The sequence below is a fragment of the Micromonospora taraxaci genome (genome assembly GCF_007830095.1).
Classification (GTDB): domain Bacteria; phylum Actinomycetota; class Actinomycetes; order Mycobacteriales; family Micromonosporaceae; genus Micromonospora; species Micromonospora taraxaci.
Genome location: NZ_VIWZ01000001.1, coordinates 6,159,940 through 6,179,788 on the forward strand (window position 1 = coordinate 6,159,940; position 19,849 = coordinate 6,179,788).

General features: G+C 72.6%; 12 protein-coding genes. 4 read left to right on the forward strand and 8 right to left on the reverse strand.

Translation table 11 applies throughout. The features are described 5' to 3' along the window. Window position 1 precedes the first annotated feature (1 nt). The gene (locus tag FHU34_RS27860) at window positions 2–2,362 is read right to left on the reverse strand and encodes a GGDEF domain-containing phosphodiesterase (protein ID WP_244311861.1); all 2,361 of its coding nucleotides are present in this window, start codon (window positions 2,360–2,362) and stop codon (window positions 2–4) included. A 218-nt stretch (window positions 2,363–2,580) separates the two neighbouring features. Between FHU34_RS27860 and FHU34_RS27865 the strand changes: the two genes are divergently transcribed. After that, window positions 2,581–2,973 carry a PH domain-containing protein gene (locus FHU34_RS27865; RefSeq protein WP_145785159.1) on the forward strand — a complete coding sequence of 131 codons (393 nt, stop codon included), beginning with the start codon at window positions 2,581–2,583 and terminating at the stop codon, window positions 2,971–2,973. Here the strand turns inward: FHU34_RS27865 and FHU34_RS27870 are convergent. After that, entirely contained in the window at window positions 2,967–3,893 is a 927-nt protein-coding gene (locus FHU34_RS27870) for a 2-hydroxyacid dehydrogenase (RefSeq protein WP_145785160.1), read from the reverse strand. The two genes, FHU34_RS27865 and FHU34_RS27870, sit on opposite strands and share 7 nt — an antisense overlap. Window positions 3,894–4,078: 185 nt before the next feature. Here FHU34_RS27870 and FHU34_RS27875 point away from each other — a divergent pair, with 185 nt between their 5' ends. The 3 genes from FHU34_RS27875 (at window position 4,079) to FHU34_RS27885 (ending at window position 8,802) form a co-directional block, all read left to right on the forward strand. Next, on the forward strand, window positions 4,079–5,896 hold the full coding sequence (locus FHU34_RS27875) for a SpoIIE family protein phosphatase (RefSeq protein WP_145785161.1): 1,818 nt from the start codon (window positions 4,079–4,081) through the stop codon (window positions 5,894–5,896). 91 nt (window positions 5,897–5,987) lie between these two features. After that, the gene (locus tag FHU34_RS27880) at window positions 5,988–7,160 is read left to right on the forward strand and encodes a PQQ-dependent sugar dehydrogenase (RefSeq protein ID WP_145785162.1); all 1,173 of its coding nucleotides are present in this window, start codon (window positions 5,988–5,990) and stop codon (window positions 7,158–7,160) included. A gap of 61 nt (window positions 7,161–7,221) precedes the next feature. Next, complete coding sequence (locus FHU34_RS27885; protein ID WP_145785163.1) at window positions 7,222–8,802, forward strand: metallophosphoesterase; 1,581 nt, start codon at window positions 7,222–7,224, stop codon at window positions 8,800–8,802. Window positions 8,803–8,813: 11 nt separating this feature from the next. Here the strand turns inward: FHU34_RS27885 and FHU34_RS27890 are convergent, their stop codons facing one another. The 6 genes from FHU34_RS27890 to ligA all read right to left on the reverse strand — a co-directional run bounded on the left by FHU34_RS27890 (window position 8,814) and on the right by ligA (window position 19,699). Then, a complete protein-coding gene (locus FHU34_RS27890) occupies window positions 8,814–11,171 on the reverse strand; it encodes a transketolase-like TK C-terminal-containing protein (RefSeq protein WP_145785164.1) in 2,358 nt (785 codons plus the stop codon). 124 nt (window positions 11,172–11,295) lie between these two features. Beyond that, window positions 11,296–12,795: an Asp-tRNA(Asn)/Glu-tRNA(Gln) amidotransferase subunit GatB gene (gene gatB / locus FHU34_RS27895; protein ID WP_145785165.1), complete on the reverse strand. Its 1,500-nt coding sequence runs from the start codon at window positions 12,793–12,795 to the stop codon at window positions 11,296–11,298. Window positions 12,796–12,808: 13 nt separating this feature from the next. Beyond that, complete coding sequence (gatA, locus tag FHU34_RS27900) at window positions 12,809–14,284, reverse strand: Asp-tRNA(Asn)/Glu-tRNA(Gln) amidotransferase subunit GatA (protein ID WP_145785166.1); 1,476 nt, start codon at window positions 14,282–14,284, stop codon at window positions 12,809–12,811. Then, complete coding sequence (gene gatC / locus FHU34_RS27905; protein ID WP_145785167.1) at window positions 14,281–14,586, reverse strand: Asp-tRNA(Asn)/Glu-tRNA(Gln) amidotransferase subunit GatC; 306 nt, start codon at window positions 14,584–14,586, stop codon at window positions 14,281–14,283. The genes gatA and gatC overlap by 4 nt, the downstream gene beginning before the upstream one ends. 137 nt (window positions 14,587–14,723) lie before the next feature. Next, window positions 14,724–17,405, reverse strand: a complete 2,682-nt coding sequence (locus tag FHU34_RS27910; RefSeq protein ID WP_145785168.1) for a putative bifunctional diguanylate cyclase/phosphodiesterase — start codon at window positions 17,403–17,405, stop codon at window positions 14,724–14,726. 158 nt (window positions 17,406–17,563) lie between these two features. Continuing rightward, window positions 17,564–19,699 carry an NAD-dependent DNA ligase LigA gene (ligA, locus tag FHU34_RS27915; protein ID WP_145785169.1) on the reverse strand — a complete coding sequence of 712 codons (2,136 nt, stop codon included), beginning with the start codon at window positions 19,697–19,699 and terminating at the stop codon, window positions 17,564–17,566. Window positions 19,700–19,849: the final 150 nt, after the last annotated feature.

A 19,849-nucleotide genomic window follows, 5' to 3' on the forward strand; every position in this document is an offset into this window, starting at 1 on the left:
TTCAGCGAGACGCTGACGGGAACTCCTCGAAGTACGCCTCGACCCGCTCGGCCGTCGCCGGTCGGGCCAGCGCGAACCCCTGCCCGAACCGGCAGCCACCCCGGCGGGCCCCCTCCACCTGGGTCGGGAACTCCAACTCCTCCGCGACGATCTCCACGCCCAGCCGCTCGCCGACGTTGACCACCACGTCGATCAACGGCGGCTGCCCGTCCGACCGCGCGCCCACCAACTCCGGGCCCACCTTCAACAGGTCGATCGGCAGCCGGCGAAGCTGCGCCAGCGAGGCGTGTTCGGCCCGGAAGTCGTCCAATGCGGTGCGTACGCCCAACGACCGCAGTCCGGCCAGCCGGGCCACCACCGTCGACAGGTCGGCGGCGACCCTCGGCTCGCTCACCTCCACCACGAGCCGCTCCGGCGGCACCCCGTACGCGGCCAGCACGGCCGCCGCCCGCTGCACGAAGTCGGGGGTGGTCAGCTCCCGGGTCGTCACGTTCACCGCCATCCACAGCTCCCGGACGCCGACCGACCAGTTGGACAACTGCCGGCAGGCCCGGTCCAGAACCCACCATTCCAGCTCGCCGACCAGGTCCAGGTCCTCCGCGACCGGCAGCAGCTCGGCCGGAAGTACCGTGCCGAGCACCGGGCTCCGCCACCGCAGCAGAGCCTCCGCGCCCACCGGCTGCCCGTCGGCCAGGTCGAGCACCGGCTGGTAGACGAGGTCCAACTCGCCGCGCGCCACCGCACCGGGCAGCTCGCGTTCCAGGTCGAGCCGGCGGACCAGCTGCTCCTCCAGGAACGCGTCGTACCACTCGACGCGGTCCCGGCCCAACTGCACCGCCCGGCGGCGGGCCAGCTCGGCCTGACGGAGCACGTCCGCCGGCCCGGCCCCGCGCACCTCGGCCAGCCCGATGCTCGTCTGCACGCGCAGCACGGCGCCGGGCAGCGAATAGGGCGGGCTGAGCGCGCTCAGCAGGCGGGTGCCCAGCGCGTACGCCAGCACCGGACCGGCGGCCGTGACCACCGCGAAGCCGGAGCCCGTGCACCCGGTCACCAGGTCCTCGGGGGCGATGACCGCGCGGGCGCGATGCACCGCCTCGGCCAGCACGTCCTCCCGGGCCGTCGGGCCGATCGAATCGGTGCCGTGCAGGTCCACCAGCAGCAGCGCCCCGCTCGGCTCCGGGACGTCACCGATCGCTGCCAGGGCGTCCAGCAGGGCCGCCCGGTCACCCGGACCACCGCCTCCCGCCGGGCCGGGCCGCCGGTCGAACTCCGGCCAGGCCGCACCGGGCTGCCAGGCAGCACTCGCCGTGGTCGGGTCATCGACGCGCGCGGGCGGGGCGGGTGGCAGCTCCGACCTGCCCAGCCAGCGCGGTTGCTCCGCGCGGTGCCGGACACCACGACCGGCACCGCGGCGGTGTGCGGCACGCCGTTCGGTGGTGGACGCCTCACCCGCCCGCAGCAGCTCGCGCACCACCAGGGGCGGCACCGCCGCCAGGGCCAGCACCACGCTCGTCCGGTCGGGAGCGAGGCCAGCGGCCAGGTGCAGGCCCGCCGCCAGCAGCAGCATCGCCGCCGGGAGCACCGCCCGGGGCCAGGCCGCGGCGACCGGCTGCGCCGGCTCCGCGGCACCGGCGTCCACAGCGACATCCGCACCAACCGCGACGAGCAGCATCCCGAACACCAACGGGGGTACGGCCAGCAGGGCCGCCCGGCCCGCCGGCGCGGACGGCAGCGCGGCCAGCAGCACCAACCCGCACAGAGTGAGGAGGACACCGCCCCGACAGACCGCCGCGCCCGAGTGTCGCCGTGGCCCGGAGAACGCGTCCAGCGCGGCCATGCCCAGCCCGCCGACCGCCAACGCGGTGACCAGCCGAGCCGGATCGGACAGGCCGTCGCGCGGGAGCAGCAGCCAACCGGTGAGAGCCAGAGCGACTGCTGGGCCGCCCGACTCGACCAGCCGGCGCAGCCGGACCCCGGGCGACGGACGCGTCCGGCCAGGCAGGCGACGGAGACCGCACACCGAGAGGGCCGCCACGACCAGCGACCCGACCAGCACGGCGAAGCTCAGCCCGGGGGCGGCCAACGGCAGCACGACGGCGGTGAGACCGGCGGTCACCACCGCCGCGTCGAGCAGCACGCTCGCCACACGCGGCGACGGATCGGCGGAGTGTCGGCCGGCCAGCCGGGAGAGTCGTACCCCGGCGACCGTGGCGCCGGCACCGACGGCCAGCGCGACCACCACCGGGGTCGGAACCAGGCCCAAGGCACCGGCGAGAAGGAGCAGCGTCACCGCCGTGGACGTGGCGGCCTCCGGCGCCGCCCGGCGGGGGACGAGAACGCGGAACGGGTACGCGAGGAGCACAGCGGTCGCCTTCGTGAGGGGGCACGGGGGCGGTACGACGGTGCGGGGCATCGGACGTTGCGGGTCCGCTGCTCAACAAGTGGCAACGATCGGCGGCCAGATCGGTTACGTGCCGGTCACCTGGAGGAGACAATGACCTGTGTCACTGTACGGCGTACCGCACCCTGCTGGCACCGCCCGCCGCGAGCCGGACCGGCCGGGGGTGGGATCATCGGAGGGTGAGTAAGCCCGACACGGTCCGCTTCCGGCACAACCAAGCCATCCTGGTCGCCGCGGTCATCGCCTTCATCGGCGCCCTGCCTCTGGCCAACGCCCGGTCCTACCTTCTGCCGGTGCTGCTCGTGCCGCTCGCCGTCGCGGTCTGGGCCTGGCGGGCCGGCACCGACGCCGACGCCGAAGGGCTGCGCGTACGGGCGCTGGCCGGGCAGCGCCGGATCACCTGGGACCAGGTCGTCGAGCTGGTCACCGACGAGCGCGGGCGGGCGGTCGCCCGGCTCGACGACGGCCAGCAGGTCACCCTGCCGGCGGTACGCGGCGTGGACCTGCCCCGGCTGGTGTCCGCCACCGGCCAGGCGCTGCCGCACACCACGGCCGAGACGCCCGGTCAGTAACCGTCGACCACCGTGTTGATCAGCGGCTGCCCGGCGGCGAAACGACGCACCTGGTCACCGACCAATCGGTAGGCGCGCGGCAGCAGACCTCGCACCGACCCGGCCACGTGCGGGGTGAGCAACACGTTGGGCATCGCCCAGAGCGGCGAGTCGGCGGGCAACGGCTCCGGGTCGGTGACGTCCAGCGCGGCCGCGATCCGACCGGTGGCCAGCTCGGCGACGAGCGCCTCGGTGTGGGCCACCGGCCCCCGGGCGGCGTTGACCAGCAGAGCCCCGTCCGGCATCGCGGCGAGGAAGTCCTTGTCGATGAGGCCACGGGTCTGGTCGGTGAGCGGCACGATCACCACCACCACGTCGGCGTCGGGCAGCAGCCGGGGCAGCTCCTCCACGCCGTACACCCCCTGCTCCGGACGGGCGGTCCGCGCGACGAGCGTGAAACTCACCTCGAACGGGGCGAGCCGGTCCCGCACCGCGGTGCCGATCGACCCGGCCCCGACGATGAGCACCCGCTTGCCGGTCAGCTCGTCGGTGGGGGTGTTCCCGTCGTACGCCCAGCGTCGCTCGGCCTGCGCCCGGACGAACGCCGGGAACGCCCGCAACTGGGCGAGGATCGCCGTGACGACCCACTCGGCGGTGGACGGGTCGTGCACTCCCCTGGCATCGCAGAGCGTGACACCCGGCGGTGTCCGGCCGGCCCAGGCGTCCGCTCCGGCGGAGAGCAGCTGCACCACCGCCACATCGGGCAGCTCCCGCAGCAACGCCGTCCCGTCCGAGCCGCCCAGGAACGGTGGCACCCAGACGCGGACGTCGGCGGGGTCGGACGGCATCCGGTCGGCGTGCTCGAACACCTCCACCGTCACGTCCGGGGGCAGCTCGCCCATGAGGTTCACGCCGGCCTGGTGCGGGATCCATACCTTCACGTCCGCCGACGATAGTCCCCGGCGCGGCGGCCCGCGTGGGCACGGCGACGATCCGGCGTCCCGGGGGATGGCGCGCGCCGCCGGGGCGGGCGAGACTCAGCACACCGATGTTCGACTCCGGCCTGGCCGAGGTATAACGAAAGCCCGGAGGGCCGTCGTCCTCCACCCCGGCAGACAGGTGCTCGATGACCGACGGCTCCCCCGCCACCGCCCGGCGTTCGAGCGTGCCGCCTCCGGCGCTCGGCGACGCGGCGCGACTGCGTGCGCTCCACGACACCGGGCTGGACGCCGTCCCGGACGAGGCGTTCGACAGGTTCGCCCGGCTGGTCAGCGACCTGCTGGACGTACCGGTGGCGCTGGTTTCCCTGGTCTCCGCCGACCGGCAGTTCTTTCCGGGCGCGGTCGGGTTGCCGGAACCCTGGTCGCAGCGCCGGCAGACCCCGCTGAGCCACTCGTTCTGCCAGCACGTCGTGGACATCGAGGTGCCGATGGTGCTTCCGGACGCCCGGCTCTACCCGCGCGTCCGGGACAATCTGGCCATCGACGATCTCGGTGTGGTCGCGTACGCCGGGATGCCGCTCACCGACCTCTCCGGCCGGGTGCTCGGCTCGCTGTGCGCCATCGACAACAAGCCCCGCGCGTGGACCAGCGCCCAACTGCGGACACTGGCCGACCTGGCCGCCGCGTGCTCGTCGGAGCTGCGGCTGCGGATCGCTCTCGACGGCGCGCGGGAGGCACAGCGGCGGGTCGTGCAGGCGCACGAACGGTTGGAGCTGGTGGCGGGGGTGAGCGAGACGCTGGCCGACACACTCGACGTGGGCACCGCGTTGCGCCGGCTCGCCGCCAGCATGGTGCCGCCGCTGGCCGACTGGTGCCTGCTCACCCTGGTCGGGCCGACCGGCCAGCCCCGCGAGGTGGTCTCGGTGCACCACGACCCGACCCGCACCGCCGACGTCGAACGCTTCGGTGAGCTGCTGCGCACCGGGCTGAGCCCGGCGTCGATCATCCGGTCGGTCCTCCGGACCGGCCAGCCCCAACTCGGCAGCGTGGCGTCCCTGGCCGACGTGGCGAGGGGCACCAACGACCCGGAGATGGTGTCGATCGCCGCTCGTCTCGGCATCGCCTCCTACCTGAGCGTGCCGGTACGCGGCGTCGGCGGCACCGTGCTCGGGGCGATCACCCTCGTCAACAGCGCGGAGCGTCAGCAATTCGACGACCGTGACCTGCTCACCGCGGTCGAGATCGGCCGCCGCGCCGGCCAGGCCGTCAGCAACAGCTCGATGTACGGCGAGCAGCGGCACGTCGCCGAGGTCCTGCAACACAGCATGCTGCCCAAACTCCCGGACGTGCCGGAGCTGGAGCTGACGGCCCGCTACCAGCCGGCCGCCGACCAGGTGGAGGTGGGCGGTGACTGGTACGACGCGTTCGTCCAGCCCGACGGCGACGTGATCGCCACCATCGGTGACGTCGCAGGGCACGACATCGAGGCGGCAGCGGCGATGGGCCAGCTGCGCAACCTGGTGCGGGGCAACGCCTTCGGCCGGCCCGACGGTGTCGGGGCGCTGATGAGTGACCTGGACGCCGCGATCCGCGGCCTGCGGCTGCCGATCGCGGCCACCGCGACGCTGGTCCGGATCTGCCCACAGGTCGCCGGCGTCCACGAGGTGACCTGGTCCAACGCCGGGCACCCACCGGCCGTGGTGGTCCGTGCCGGCGGGACGGTGGAGGTCCTTGAGGCGGCGCCGGAGCCGCTGCTCGGCCTGGCCCGGTCGTCGAAGCGGACCAGTAAGCCTTCCAGCCTGGCCTCCGGCGACACCCTGTTGCTCTACACCGACGGGCTGATCGAGCGTCGGGACCGGTCCATCGACGAGGGACTGGCCGAGCTGGTGGGCCGGCTGACCGGCACCGACACGCTGCCCCTCGACGAGGTGTGCGACCTGCTGCTCGCCTCGGTCCACGGCCGTGAGGACGACACCGCGCTGTTGGCCGTACGGGCACGGTGAGTGGTCCACCGGAAACCTTCGGCCCGGTCACCGACACCCGTCGAATCGTGACGGGCCCGACCGGGCCGTCCGGCGGGCTACCCTGGGCCGGGTGAGAGCCCGTCCCCCGTACCCTCGCGTCCGCCGCCTCCGGGTGGCCCTCGCAGCGTCCTGCGCGGCGCTGCTGCTCGCCTCAGGTTGCAGCTTCGGCGAGCCGGAGCCCGACCCGGCTGGCGAGCCGCCCAACCTGCCGACGCCGTCCACGTCGGCGAGCCCGGGCGGCGCCGCCAGGCAGGCGGTGACGACAGTCCTGGCCAAGGGTCTGCGGGTGCCGTGGGGCATAGCCTTCCTGCCCGACGGTGGCGCGCTGGTCACCGAACGGGACAACGGTCGGATCCTCCAGGTCGGCCCGGAGTCCGGGCCGGACGGGCTGCGGGTCCGGCCGGCACAGACGATCCCCGACGTGGCGGCGGCCGGCGAGGGTGGCCTTCTCGGCATCGCCGTCTCCCCGAACTACGCCCAGGACCGGTCGGTCTTCGTCTACTACACGTCCGCGCAGGACAACCGGGTCGCCCGGCTGGAACTCGGCGGTCAGCCCACCCCGATCCTGACTGGCATTCCCAAGGCCAACGTGCACAACGGCGGCGGGTTGGGCTTCGGCCCCGACGGGCAGCTCTACGTCAGCACGGGCGACGCGGGCGAGCGACCCCTCTCGCAGGACGTGAAGAGCCTCGGCGGCAAGATCCTCCGGATCACACCGGACGGCAAACCCTCCGCCGGCAACCCGTACCCCGGATCCCCGGTCTGGTCCCTGGGCCACCGCAACGTCCAGGGCTTCACCTGGGACACGGCCAAGCGGATGTACGCCGTCGAGTTCGGCCAGAACACGTGGGACGAGATCAACCAGATCACCAAGGGCGGCAACTACGGTTGGCCGGAGGTCGAGGGGCGGGCCGGCGACAGGCGTTTCACCGACCCGATCACGCAGTGGGCGACCTCGGACGCGTCCTGCTCCGGTCTGGCCGCCGCTGACCAGCTGCTGGTCGCCGGTTGCCTGCGGGGCAAGCGCCTCTGGGTGATGGAGTTGACCGACACGGGTACGCTGCTCGGCCAGCCCACCGAGCTGCTCACCAACCGGTACGGCCGACTGCGCGCGGTGGCCGCCGCACCGGACGGGTCGCTCTGGGTGGGCACCTCCAACCACGACGGGCGGGGTGACCCGGCCGGTGACGACGACCGACTCCTGCGGGTGGTCTTCGCCGGCGGTGACGGCGGACGCAGCTGACGTTCGTCACCATCCGTTCAGGTTTGCCAAGATCTTCCGACGGGCAGGTCAGAATTTCAGCATGGACGGGCAACGCGACGAGCAGCACGACGACGCCGACGACCGGGACGCCCCGGCTGCCGGCGGCGATCTGCCGCGCCCGAACGGCCGGTGGGCAGCGCTGGCCGGGCCGCTGCGCCGTATCGGGTTGATCGGCGCCGTCCTCGCCGTCGCCCTGGCCGGGGCGGTGCTCGGGGTGCTGGCCGGCGGTCGGGTGGACACCGACATCGGCCCGTTCCGGGCCAACCTCAGCATCTCCCCCGCCCGGGACGGCGGCACCACCGTCGACATCCCACCGCTCGGGGCACTGCTGCTCGACAGCCATGACGGGCCGACCCACCTCACCGTGCGGCTCGGCGCACTCGACCAGGGCCGCACCGAAGCGCTGCTCGACGACCCCGCCAGCATCAGCCGGGCGAGCCAGAGCGCGGTGGAGGACGTCCGCTCCGGCATCATGCGACTCGGCCTGCGGACTCTCGGCGCGTCGCTGCTCGTCACCCTGATCCTGGCCGGGTTGATCTTCCGGAACTCCCGGCGGACGGCCTGGGCGGGCGGGCTGGCGCTGCTGTTCACCGCCGGCAGCCTCGGCACGGCGGCGGCCACCCTGCGCCCACAGGCGATCGAGGAACCACGCTACGAGGGGCTGCTGGTCAACGCGCCCGCCATCGTCGGTGACGCCCGCCGGATCGCCAACGACTACACGAAGTACGCCGAGCAGCTGCAACGCCTGGTCGGCAACGTCAGCCAGCTCTACACCACGGTGTCCGCGCTACCGGTGTACGAGCCGGCCCCGGGCACCACCCGTGTCCTGCACGTCTCCGACATGCACCTCAACCCGACCGGTTGGCAGCTGATCCGCACCGTCGTGGAGCAGTTCGGCATCGACGTGGTGATCGACACCGGGGACATCACCGACTGGGGCAGCGAACCGGAGGCGTCCTTCGTCGGTTCGATCAGCCTGCTCAAGAAGCCGTACGTGTTCATCCGGGGCAACCACGACTCCGGCAAGACCGCCGCCGCGGTGGCCCGGCAGTCGAACGCCATCGTGTTGGACAACTCCACGACGACAGTCGCCGGCCTGACCATCGCCGGCATCGGCGACCCGCGCTTCACCCCGGACAAGAACACCTCCCCGGCGGGCAGCGGGCTGACCCCGCAGGTGGCCGACCAGGTGGTCGGCGCCGGCATCGATCTCGCCGCGACGGTCCGCGCCTCACCGCGACCGGTCAACATCGCACTCGTGCACGACCCGGCGTCGGCCGGCCCACTCTCCGGCACCTGCCCGCTGGTGCTGGCCGGGCACACCCACTCCCGGCAGGTGTCCAAGCTGCCGCAGGCGCCGGGGCAGCAGCCCACCACGCTGATGGTGGAGGGCTCGACCGGCGGTGCCGGGCTGCGCGGCCTGGAGGGTGAGAAGCCCACCCCGCTGTCGATGAGCGTGCTCTACTTCGACCAGCAAAAGATGCTCCAGGCGTACGACACCATCACCGTCGGCGGCACCGGGCAGGCCCAGGTCAACCTGGAACGACGCCTGGTGGAGAACCCGACCGCCGGAGCGCCCCCCTCGGGCACCCCGACACCGACACCGACCCCCACGGGCTGAGGGCGGGGCGGTCAGCGCAGGGCGATGGCGGCCAGTGCCGCGTTGACGATGCTGCCGGGCAGCAGGTCGTGCAACTCGTACAGCTCCGCGACGGTGCCGGACTGGCCGAACTCGTCCACCCCGAGCGGCACCGCCGGTGCCCCGACCGCCGACCCGAGCCAGGCCATCGCGTGCGACGCCGCGTCGTGCACTGTCACCACCGGCACCCGGTCGGCGAACGCGGACCGCAGCGCGCCCGGCACACTCGGCACCGTGGCCGTCCGCACACCCTGCCGCAAGGTGCGCTGCCAGGCCCGGTAGAGCCGGTCCAGCGACGTCACGTCCACCACGTGTGCGGCGACGCCCTCGTCGGCCAGTTCCGCCGCGGCGGCCAGCACCTCGGGCAGCACCGCGCCGGAGGCGGCCAGTTGCACCACCGGGGCGTCGACCAGGAGCGGGTACGCCTGGTGCGCGTCGACCAGCCGGTACGCCCCGGCGACCACCTGCCGACGCAGGACCGCGTCGCCGAGCCGGGCCCGGGCCGCCTCGAACGGCGCCTGGTCCAGCGGGCGGGTGCTCAACCGGAAGTAGTACGCCCCGTCCTCCGTCGGCGCGGCCGTCGCCGCCGGACTCGAACCACCGGCGATCTGCCCGAGCGCGTCGCAGAGCAACCAGTCGAGGCTGCCCGCGTACGCCGGTTCGAGGAAGGTGACCCCGGGCAACTCCAGGCCGACCGACGCGGTGATGGTGGACTGGTGGGCACCGCCCTCGGGAGCCAGGGTGATGCCGGACGGGGTGCCGGCCACCACGAACCGGGAGCCGGAGTACGTGCCGTACAGGAACGCGTCGAGGCCCCGCAGCACGAACGGGTCGTAGACAGTCCCCACCGGCAGCAGCGGCTGCCCGGACAGGTCCCAGGAGAGGCCGAGCTGGCCCAGCAGCAGGAACAGGTTCATCTCCGAGATGCCCAGCTCGATGTGCTGCCCAGCGGGGCTCTCCGTCCAACGCAGCATCCGGTCCTCGGTCCAGGAACGCTGCTCGGTGGGGGCGAACACCCCGGTCTTGTTGATGAACCCGGCGAGGTTGGTGGAGGTCGCCACGTCCGGGGCGGTGGTGACCAGGTAACGACCCACCTCCCGGTCCCGGGCCAGGTCCACCAGCACCCGACCGAAGACCTCCTGCGTGGAGATCGGCTTGTTGGCGCGTACTCCCGTGCTCTCCGGGACGGTGACCCCCAACGCGCGCTCGCGGGGCGCGCGGGACAGCGCCTCCCGGCGGGCGCCGGCCCGGATGCCGGCCGGTGACGCCGGGTCGAGGCGGTCCCACTCGGTCTCGGCGGTGAGGCCCTGCGCGGCCCGCAGCGTGTCCACCTGCTCGGTGCTGAGCAGCGCGGAATGGTTGCGCGGGTTGCCGGCGATGGGCAGACCCCAACCCTTCACTGTGTACGCGAAGACGACGCTGGGCCGGTCGGTGACCGCGTCGCACTGGGCGTACGCGTCGAGCATCGCCTGAAGGTCGTGCCCGCCCAGATCGGTGACGAGCGGGCCGAGGTCCTCGTCGGTGATGGCGGCGATCAGCTCGGCGATCCCGGCCGGAGCGCCGTCCAGGAACTGCTTGCGCAGGGCCGGGCCGGCCAACCCGAACAGCGACTGGTACTGCTCGTTGGGCATCGCGTCGATCCAGTCGCGCAGCGCCTCGCCACCCGGCCGGGCGTACGCCTCGGCGAGCTTACGGCCGTACTTGACCTCCACGACGTGCCATCCGGCCGCCTCGAACTGGCCGCGCCACTGGTTGATCCGGATGCCCGGCACCACCCGGTCCAGCGACTGGCGGTTGAAGTCGACGAGCCACATGACGTTGCCGAGCCCGGTGGTGGCCGGGTCGGCGACCGCCTCCCAGATGTTGCCCTCGTCCAGCTCGGCGTCGCCGATCAGCGCCACGAACCGGGAGTGCGGGCGGGCCCCGAAGTGCGCGTCGACGTAACGCCGGGTGGCGGCGGCGAAGAGCGGCGCCGCCGCGCCGAGGCCGACCGAACCGGTGGAGAAGTCCACCTCGTCCGGGTCCTTGGTGCGCGACGGGTACGACTGGAGGCCGCCACGGGCCCGCAGCCGGGGCAGGTAGGAGCGGTCCAGGTTGCCGAGCAGGTACTGGATGGCGTGGAACACCGGGGACGCGTGCGGCTTCACGGCGACCCGGTCCTCGGCGTCCAGGTGCGCGAACCAGAGCGCGGTCATCGCCGTGACCAGGGAGGCGCTGGACGCCTGGTGGCCGCCGACCTTCACACCGTCGCCGGTGGCCCGGTCGTGGTTGGCGGCGTCCACGATCCGGGTGGCGAGCCAGAGCACCCGCCGCTGGATCTCGTCGAGGACATCGAGGTCGTGCTGGGTCACGGTGGCTCCATCCGGGCGTCGCCGTTGACGCCCTCGCGAGGGGTGCGGGGTGGCCGCTCGGTCGGCAGGGGGTGGCGGAAGGCCGCCGCCGGGTCGCGGCGGCGGCCTTCTCCGGGTCGGTCTCTCAGCCCTGGACGCCGAGGCGCTCCAGGATCAGCTCACGCAGCGTCTTCGCGTCGGCCTGACCACGGGTGGTCTTCATGACCGCGCCGACCAGCGCGCCGACCGCGGCGACCTTGCCACTGCGGATCTTGTCGGCGATGCCGGGGTTCGCCGCGATCGCCTCGTCCACTGCGGCGGTCAGCGCGCCGGTGTCCGACACGACCTCCAGGCCCCGGCTGGTCATGATCTCGGTGGGCGAGCCCTCACCATCGACCACGCCCTCCAGCACCGTGCGGGCCATCTTGTCGTTGAGCTTGCCGGCGTCGACAAGCCCTTGAAGCTCGGCCACCTGGGCGGGGGTGGCGCCGATCTCGGCCAGCTCCACACCGCTCTCGTTGGCCCGGCGGGACAGCTCACCCAGCCACCACTTACGGGCCGCCGCAGGGGTGGTGCCGGCGGCCACGGTGGCCTCGATCAGCTCGACCGCGCCGGCGTTCAACACCGACTGCATGTCCAGGTCGGAGAGGCCCCACTGCTCCTGGAGCCGACGCCGGTGCACCCGGGGCAGCTCCGGCAGGGCGGCCTTCAGCTCGGCGACCCAGGCCGGGTCCGGGGCGATCGGCACCAGGTCCGGCTCCGGGAAGTACCGGTAGTCGGTGGCCGTCTCCTTCGAGCGACCCGGGGTGGTGTCACCGGTGTCCTCGTGGAAGTGGCGGGTCTCCTGAGTGATCCGGCCACCCGCGTCGAGCACCGACGCCTGCCGCAGCATCTCCGAGCGGACCGCCCGCTCCACCGACCGCAACGAGTTGACGTTCTTCGTCTCGGTACGGGTGCCCCACTCCGCGCCCGGCAGGTTCAGCGAGGTGTTCACGTCACATCGCAGCGAACCCTCCTCCATCCGCACGTCCGAGACGCCGAGGGTGCGGATCACGTCGCGCAGCTCGGCGACGTACGCCTTGGCCACCTCGGGGGCGAGCGCGCCGGTGCCCGTGATCGGCTTGGTCACGATCTCGACCAGCGGGATGCCGGCCCGGTTGTAGTCGACCAGCGACTCCGTCGCGCCGTGGATGCGGCCGGTGGCACCGCCGACGTGCAGCGTCTTGCCGGTGTCCTCCTCCAGGTGCACCCGCTCGATCTCGATCCGCACCGTCTCGCCGCCCACCTCGACGTCCAGGTAACCGTCGACACAGATCGGCTCGTCGTACTGGCTGATCTGGAAGTTCTTCGGCATGTCCGGGTAGAAGTAGTTCTTCCGGGCGAACCGGCACCACTCGGCGATCGAGCAGTTCAACGCCAGACCGATCCGGATGATCGCCTCGATCGCCGCCTTGTTGGCCACCGGCAGCGAACCGGGCAGGCCCAGGCACACCGGGCAGACCCGGGTGTTCGGCTCGCCACCGAAGTCGGTCGGGCAACCGCACCACATCTTGGTGTTCGTGCCCAGCTCGACGTGGGTCTCCAGGCCGATCACCGGTTCGAAGCGCGCGACGACCTCGTCGTACGCGGGCAGTGTCGTGGTCATCTGGGCTCCTGCCTCACAACGTCGGTGGGGTGAACGTGCCGATGGCGGACTCCAGCGCGGCGGCCACCCGGTACATCCGGTCGTCGGCCATGGTCGGGGCCATCACCTGCAGACCGACGGGCAACCCCTCGGAGAGCCCGCAGGGCACCGAGATGCCCGGCCCGCCGTACAGGTTGGTCGGGATCGTGTACAGGTCGGCCAGGTACATCTGGTACGGGTCGGCGGTCCGCGCGCCCATCGGGAACGCCACCGACGGGGTGGTCGGCGAGATCAACGCGTCGACCTGCTCGAACGCGGCGGTGAAGTCCCGCGTGATGAGCGTCCGGACCTTCTGTGCCTGCCCGTAGTACGCGTCGTAGTAACCCGACGACAGCGCGTACGTGCCGATCATGATGCGGCGCTTGACCTCCGGGCCGAAGCCGGCCTCCCGGGTCAGCGACATGACCTCCTCCAGCGACCGGTTGCCGTCGTCGCCGACCCGCAGGCCGAACCGGACACCGTCGAACCGGGCCAGGTTGGAGGAGCACTCGCTCGGGGCGATCAGGTAGTACGCCGGCAGCGCGTACGCGAACGTCGGGCAGGACACCTCGACGATCTCCGCGCCCATCTTCGCGAGCGCGTCCACCGACTCACGGAACGCGGTCATCACACCCGGCTCGGCGCCCTCGCCGACGAACTCGCTGACGATGCCGAGCCGAACGCCGGTCAGGTCACCGGTCGCGCCGAGCTTCGCCGCCGCCACCACATCCGGAACCGGCTGCGGGATCGAGGTGGAGTCCCGGGGGTCGTGCCCGCCGATCACCTGGTGCAGCAGGGCGGCGTCGAGCACGTTGCGGGCGCACGGGCCGGGAGTGTCCAGCGACGAGGAGAAGGCGACCAGCCCGTAGCGGGAGGTGCCGCCGTAGGTGGGCTTCGCGCCCACGGTGCCGGTCACCGCGCCGGGCTGGCGGATCGAGCCGCCGGTGTCCGAGCCGATGGCCAGCGGCGCCTCGTACGCGGCCAGCGCGGCAGCGCTGCCACCACCCGAGCCGCCCGGGATCCGGGTCAGGTCCCACGGGTTGTGCGTCGGGCCGTACGCCGAGTATTCGGTGGAGGACCCCATGGCGAACTCGTCCATGTTGGTCTTGCCGAGCATCACGGTGCCGGCGTCGCGCAGACGCTGCACGATCGTCGCGTCGTACGGCGGGCGCCAACCCTCCAGGATCTTCGACCCCACTGTGGTCGGGACGCCCCGGGTGGCGAGCACGTCCTTCACCGCGACCGGCACACCCGCCAGCGGGCCCAACTCCTCGCCGGCTGCCCGCCGCTCGTCCACAGCGCGGGCCGCAGCGAGCGCGCCGTCGGTGTCGACGTGCAGGAAGGCGTGCACCCGGTCGTCGACGGCGGCGATCCGGTCCAGGTGGGCCTGGGTCACCTCGACGGCGGAGGTCTCGCCCCCGGCGACCAGGGACGCGATCTCCGTCGCGGTCATCTTGATCAAATCACTCATGAGGCCACGTCCTCGCTCAGGATCCGCGGTACGCGGAACCGCTGGTCCTCGGCGTCGGGTGCGCCCGAGAGCGCCTCCTCCGGGGTCAGGCACGGCGTGACGACGTCCTCGCGGAAGACGTTGGTCAGCGGCACCGAGTGCGAGGTCGGCGGGATGTCCGCGGCGGCGACCTCGCCGACCTGGGCGACTGCCTGGAGGATCACGTCGAGCTGGCCGGCGAACGTGTCCAGCTCCTCCTCGGTGACGGCGAGCCGCGACAGGCGCGCCAGGTGCGCGACCTCCTCGCGGGAGATGGCGGCCATCCGTGCCCCCTTCTGATGTCCTGCTGGTCGGCGGTGTGCCTGCCGCGCGGCGGGTGGAGCGTGACGCGCGGTGACCGGAGCGAGTCTATTGTTCCGCTCCGGTGCCGCGTCCCCGACTCCCCCTCCCGACAGCCGGGTCAGCGGGTGGGCCGGCGACCGGTGTCCGACTGCGGGGGGCCGCTCGGGCGCACCGGCCGGTACCGGGCCAGCCAGGTGACTAGTTCCTCGGCGGGCATGGGCCGGGCGTAGAACCAGCCCTGCGCGGCGTCGCAGCCGGCGGCGTGCAACATCCGCCAGGTCCGCTCGTCCTCGACGCCCTCGGCGACCACCCGCAGCCCCAACGCGCCGGCCAGCTCGATCATCGACCGGACGATCGCGGCGTCATCGGCGTCGTCGGCCATGCCGAGCACGAACGACCTGTCCACCTTCACCTCGGACAGCGGCAACCGGCGCAGGTGTTGCAGGGAGGAGTAGCCGGTGCCGAAGTCGTCCAGCGCGATGGCCACGCCGATCCGGTGCAGGTGGGAGATGGTGGCCAGCACCCGGCGCGGGTCGGCCATCAGGGCACCTTCGGTGATCTCCACCTGCAACCGCTCGGCCGGCACCTGGTAGCGGGACAGCCGGTCGGCGATCTGGTCGGCGATCTCGCCGGTGTGCAGGTCCCGCACGCTCACGTTCAGCGCCGCGCGCAGGCCGATGCCGGCCGCCGACCACTTGGCGAGTTGCTCCACGACGTCGTCGACGACCCGGCGGGTGAGGAGCCGCATCACCGCGCTCTGCTCGGCGACCCGGATCAGCTCCTCCGGGTCGACCATGCCCCGGCGGGGGTGCCGCCACCGCAGCAGCGCCTCGACCCCGACCACCTCACCGGTAGCGATGGCGATCTGCGGCTGGTAGTACATCGTGATTTCCCCGGCGTCGTCGGGCGCGTTCCCGTCCACGTGCGCCCACCCGGTCGATCCGGGCGCCTGCCCCGTCGTGCCCGGTCCGGTGTCACGCCGTGGCCAGGGACCACCGTTGCCCCTGGCGGGGAGCACGCCTGCGTTCGGCACCCGGCGGCCGTTGCCCGCTCCTGCCCGTCGCTCCCGGGTCGAACCCGAGCGGGTGCCGGCGACCAAGGCACGGGAGCTTCGGCCCCGGATCGGGTCGGCCCCGGTGGCGATCCGGTTGATCAGCTCGTCGGCGTGCACCAGCTCGGCGTCGTTGCGGCGACGGCGCCCCCACCAGCGGGGACCGGCCGGTGGCGCGGTGGCGACCGCCGATGCCGGCTCCGCGTGTGGTGTGGGCTCGGCCGGGGACCCGAGGGGCAGCGCCGCCCCGTCACCGCCGCGCACCTCGGCCTTCGCGCCCAGGGGTACGTCGACCCGCTCGACGCCGCTCGGCACGAAGTCCCGGCCGTTCCCGTCGGCCTGCTCGACCGCAGCCTCGCCGTAACCGTGCATCTCCTGCTCGGCGTCGAACGGCTCGGTGGCCTGCCCCTCCCGCTCGGCGGCGAGCGGCTCGTCCGTCGACGGGCTGGATTCCAGCACCCGGCGCAGGTCAGCGAGGAGGCCGAGTCGCTCGGCGGAGTTGTGGTCAGACTCGGGGGCATAGACGGCGACAGTGTCGTTGCGGTGCTTGGCGTCGTACATCGCCACGTCGGCGTGGCGCATCAACGTGGCGAAGTCCTCGCCGTGTTCGGGGAAGAGCGCGATCCCGATCGAACCGCCGACGTCCAACGGCAGCCCGTCGAGTGGCACCGGCTCGGCCAGCGCCTGGACCACCCGGTCGGCCAACTCCCGTGCCTGACCGACGTCGGTCAGGCCGGTCATCACGATGGCGAACTCGTCGCCGCCGAGACGGGCGATCATCTGTGGCCGGGGCTGCACGTCGGCGAGCCGGGCGCTGACCTCGACCAGGAGCCGGTCGCCCACCGCGTGACCGAGGGCGTCGTTGACGTTCTTGAAACGGTCCAGGTCGATCAGGAGCAGGGCCAGTTGACCGTCGGGCTCGCCACGGGCGGTCCGCTCGGCGTGCAGGTGCACCTGCTCGGCCACCTCGGCCAGCAGCGCCTTGCGGTTGGGAAGCCCGGTCAGCGGGTCGGCGGCGGCGAGGTGCTGCTGCTCGACCGTCAGCCGGGCCATCCGGTAGACCGCGAACAGCGGCACCAGCACCAGCGGGATCAACGCCGCGCTGACCCGGGCTGCGGCGACCAGCACCGGGGCGAGCAGCAACAGCGAACCGGTGGAAAGCAACTCGAAGCCCAGGCCCTGACGGAGGGTCGGCCACCACCGGTCGCCGAAACGCAACCGCACCGCCCAGCTGACCAGCCCGTAGTTGACGACGAACCACGCCAGCGTGGCACCGCCGACAGCGGCCACGTCGGTCCAGTGCAGACGACCGCCGGAGAAGATGGTGCCCGGGCCGAGCTGGATCACCCCGTACGCGGCGGCGAGGGCGCACGCGTACTGGCCGACGTTGAACGCGGTCCGCCAGGCCGCGTGTCGCATCCGCCAACCGGAGACGATCACCCCGACCGCCTGTACCACCACGGCGGGGCCGAGGCCCCAGCCGAGCAGGATCGCGAAGGTGAAGCAGGTGGACGGGAACACCGCTGAGGTCTGCCGACGCCCCGGCGGGACGAACGGCCGGGCGTCGCACACCACAGCGAGCACGGCCATCGTCCAGAACGCCACCGGCAGCCCGGAGACCTCGCCGGGAAGCTTCGCCAGCGGCACGGCGGCGGTCAGCGCGGCGACCACCAGGATGCCGACGACGAAGGTGGCGAACGGCGTCGCCCGCCCCGGGGGGAGCGAGTTGCGTGGATCGGCGGCCTCCACCACACCTCCCGACGACCGTCGGCGTGCCGCTGCGGTACGCCGTGACCCAATGAAACGCCCTCAGCCCCCGGTTTCCCGGTATGACAGTCACGAATCGGTCGTAGTCGTAATTAAGTTGGTATACGCCGCCAGTCGTCTCCGCAACCGTGCCGCCGGAATCACTCGCCGAACTGGGCGACCTCCCGCGCGGCGTCCGGACCCGCGTCCAGCAGCAGCCGGAACCCGTCCTCGTCCAGCACCGGCACCTTGAGGCTCGCCGCCTTGTCGGCCTTGGACCCGGGGTTGTCCCCCACGACCACGAAGCTCGTCTTCTTGGAGACCGACCCGCTGAGCTTGCCGCCCCGGCTCTGCACGGCCTCGGCGGCCTGGTCCCGGGAGAAGCCGGCCAGTGTGCCGGTCACCACCACTGTCAACCCCTCCAACGGGCGCGGACCCTCGTCGACCGCCTCCTCCGCCATCCGTACGCCCGCCTCGGCCCACTTGCGGACGACCTCCCGGTGCCAGTCCACAGCGAACCACTCGCGGATGCTGGCCGCGATGGTCGGACCGACCCCGTCAACGGAGGACAGCTCCTCCTCGCTGGCCGCATCGATGGCCTCCATCGAGCGGAAGTGCCGGGCGAGCGCCTGCGCGGCGGTGGGGCCGACATGGCGGATGGAGAGCGCCACCAACACCCGCCACAGGTCACGCTCACGGGCGACCGCCAGATTGTCCAACAACTTGACCGCGTTGCTGCCCAGCGTGCCGTCCTTGTTGACGAAGAACGGGGACCGGGACAACTGCTCGGCGTCGAGCTGGAAGAGGTCGCCCTCATCGGCGATGACGTCCGCGTCCAATAGGGCTGCCGCACCCTTGTAGCCGAGAACCTCGATGTCGAACGCGCCGCGACCGGCGAGGTGGAACACCCGCTCCCGCAGCTGGGCCGGACAGCTGCGGGTGTTGGGGCAGCGGATGTCGATGTCGCCCTCCTTGGCCGGCGCGAGCGGGGTGCCGCACGCCGGGCAGGTGGTCGGCATGACGAACGGCCGGGCGTCGGCGGGTCGCAGGTCGACGACCGGGCCGAGCACCTCGGGGATCACGTCGCCGGCCTTGCGCAGGACCACCGTGTCGCCGATGAACACGCCCTTGCGTTCGACCTCACGGGCGTTGTGCAGGGTGGCCAGCGCGACGGTCGAGCCGGCGACCCGCACCGGTTCGAGCACGGCGAACGGGGTGACCCGACCGGTGCGCCCCACGTTGACGTCGATGTCGAGCAGCTTGGTGGTGACCTCCTCCGGCGGGTACTTGAAGGCGATCGCCCATCGCGGCGCGCGGCTGGTCGAGCCCAGCCGGCCCTGGATGGACACCGGGTCGACCTTGACCACGACCCCGTCGATCTCGTGCTCGACGTCGTGGCGGTGCTCGGCGTAGTAGGCGATGTATTCGGCCACGCCGGCCAGATCCCTGACGACCCGCCACCGGTCACTGGTCGGCAGCCCCCACGCCTTCAGGGCCGCGTACGACTCGGACTGGGCGGTGGGCTGGAACCCCCGGCGGGCGCCGATGCCGTGCACCACCAGGCGCAGCGGTCGGGAGGCGGTGATCCGTGGGTCCTTCTGCCGAAGGCTGCCCGCGGCGGCGTTGCGGGGGTTGGCGAACGGCGCCTTGCCCTGCTCCACCAGGCCCGCGTTGAGGTCGGCGAACGCGGCGACCGGGAAGTAGATCTCGCCCCGGACCTCCACCAGCTCGGGCACGTCCGGGAAGTCGGCCGACGCGGTGAGTTGGCCGGGCACGTCGCGGATGCTGCGCACGTTGGCGGTGACGTCCTCGCCGGTGCGGCCGTCACCCCGGGTGGCCGCACGGACCAGCCGGCCCTTCTCGTAGGTCAGGTTGATCGCCAGCCCGTCGACCTTCAACTCGCACAGGTAGGGCACCGCGCCACCGGCGTCCCGCTCGACCCGCTCGGCCCACGCCGCCAACTCCTCGTCGGCGAACGCGTTGTCGAGCGACAGCATCCGCTCGGCGTGGGTGACCGGGGTGAAGTCGGTGGAGAACGTGCCACCCACCCGTTGGGTCGGCGAGTCGGGCGTCCGCAGCGCCGGGAACTCCGCCTCCAGTGCCTCCAGCTCGCGCAACTGCCTGTCGAACTCGGAGTCGGTGATGGTCGGCGAGTCCAACACGTAGTAGCGGTATTGGTGCTCGGTCAGCTCCTGGCTGAGCGTGGCGTGCCGCTCCCGGGCCTGCGGCGTGGGCTCTGCCCCGGCCGCCGCCTCCTGAGCCGGGCTGACCTGCTGACCGATCTGTTCCTCGGACACACCGCCACCTTCGGACACGCCTGCGACCTCCCTGATCACGCTACTCCGGCACGGTATCGGGCCGGTGGGACAATCCGGCGTCCGCCCGCGCCGGAAGCGACGCCGCCCTCACCCGCTTTCGGTGATCGACTCCACATCGGCGACCTGGTG

Bases quoted from the DNA above. Each gene is read 5' to 3' on its own strand.
- gatB (WP_145785165.1), bottom strand. From the start codon at position 12,795: ATGACCACGACACTGCCCGCGTACGACGAGGTCGTCGCGCGCTTCGAA.
- gatA (WP_145785166.1), bottom strand. From the start codon at position 14,284: ATGAGTGATTTGATCAAGATGACCGCGACGGAGATCGCGTCCCTGGTC.
- FHU34_RS27875 (WP_145785161.1), top strand. From the start codon at position 4,079: ATGACCGACGGCTCCCCCGCCACCGCCCGGCGTTCGAGCGTGCCGCCT.
- FHU34_RS27885 (WP_145785163.1), top strand. From the start codon at position 7,222: ATGGACGGGCAACGCGACGAGCAGCACGACGACGCCGACGACCGGGAC.
- gatC (WP_145785167.1), bottom strand. From the start codon at position 14,586: ATGGCCGCCATCTCCCGCGAGGAGGTCGCGCACCTGGCGCGCCTGTCG.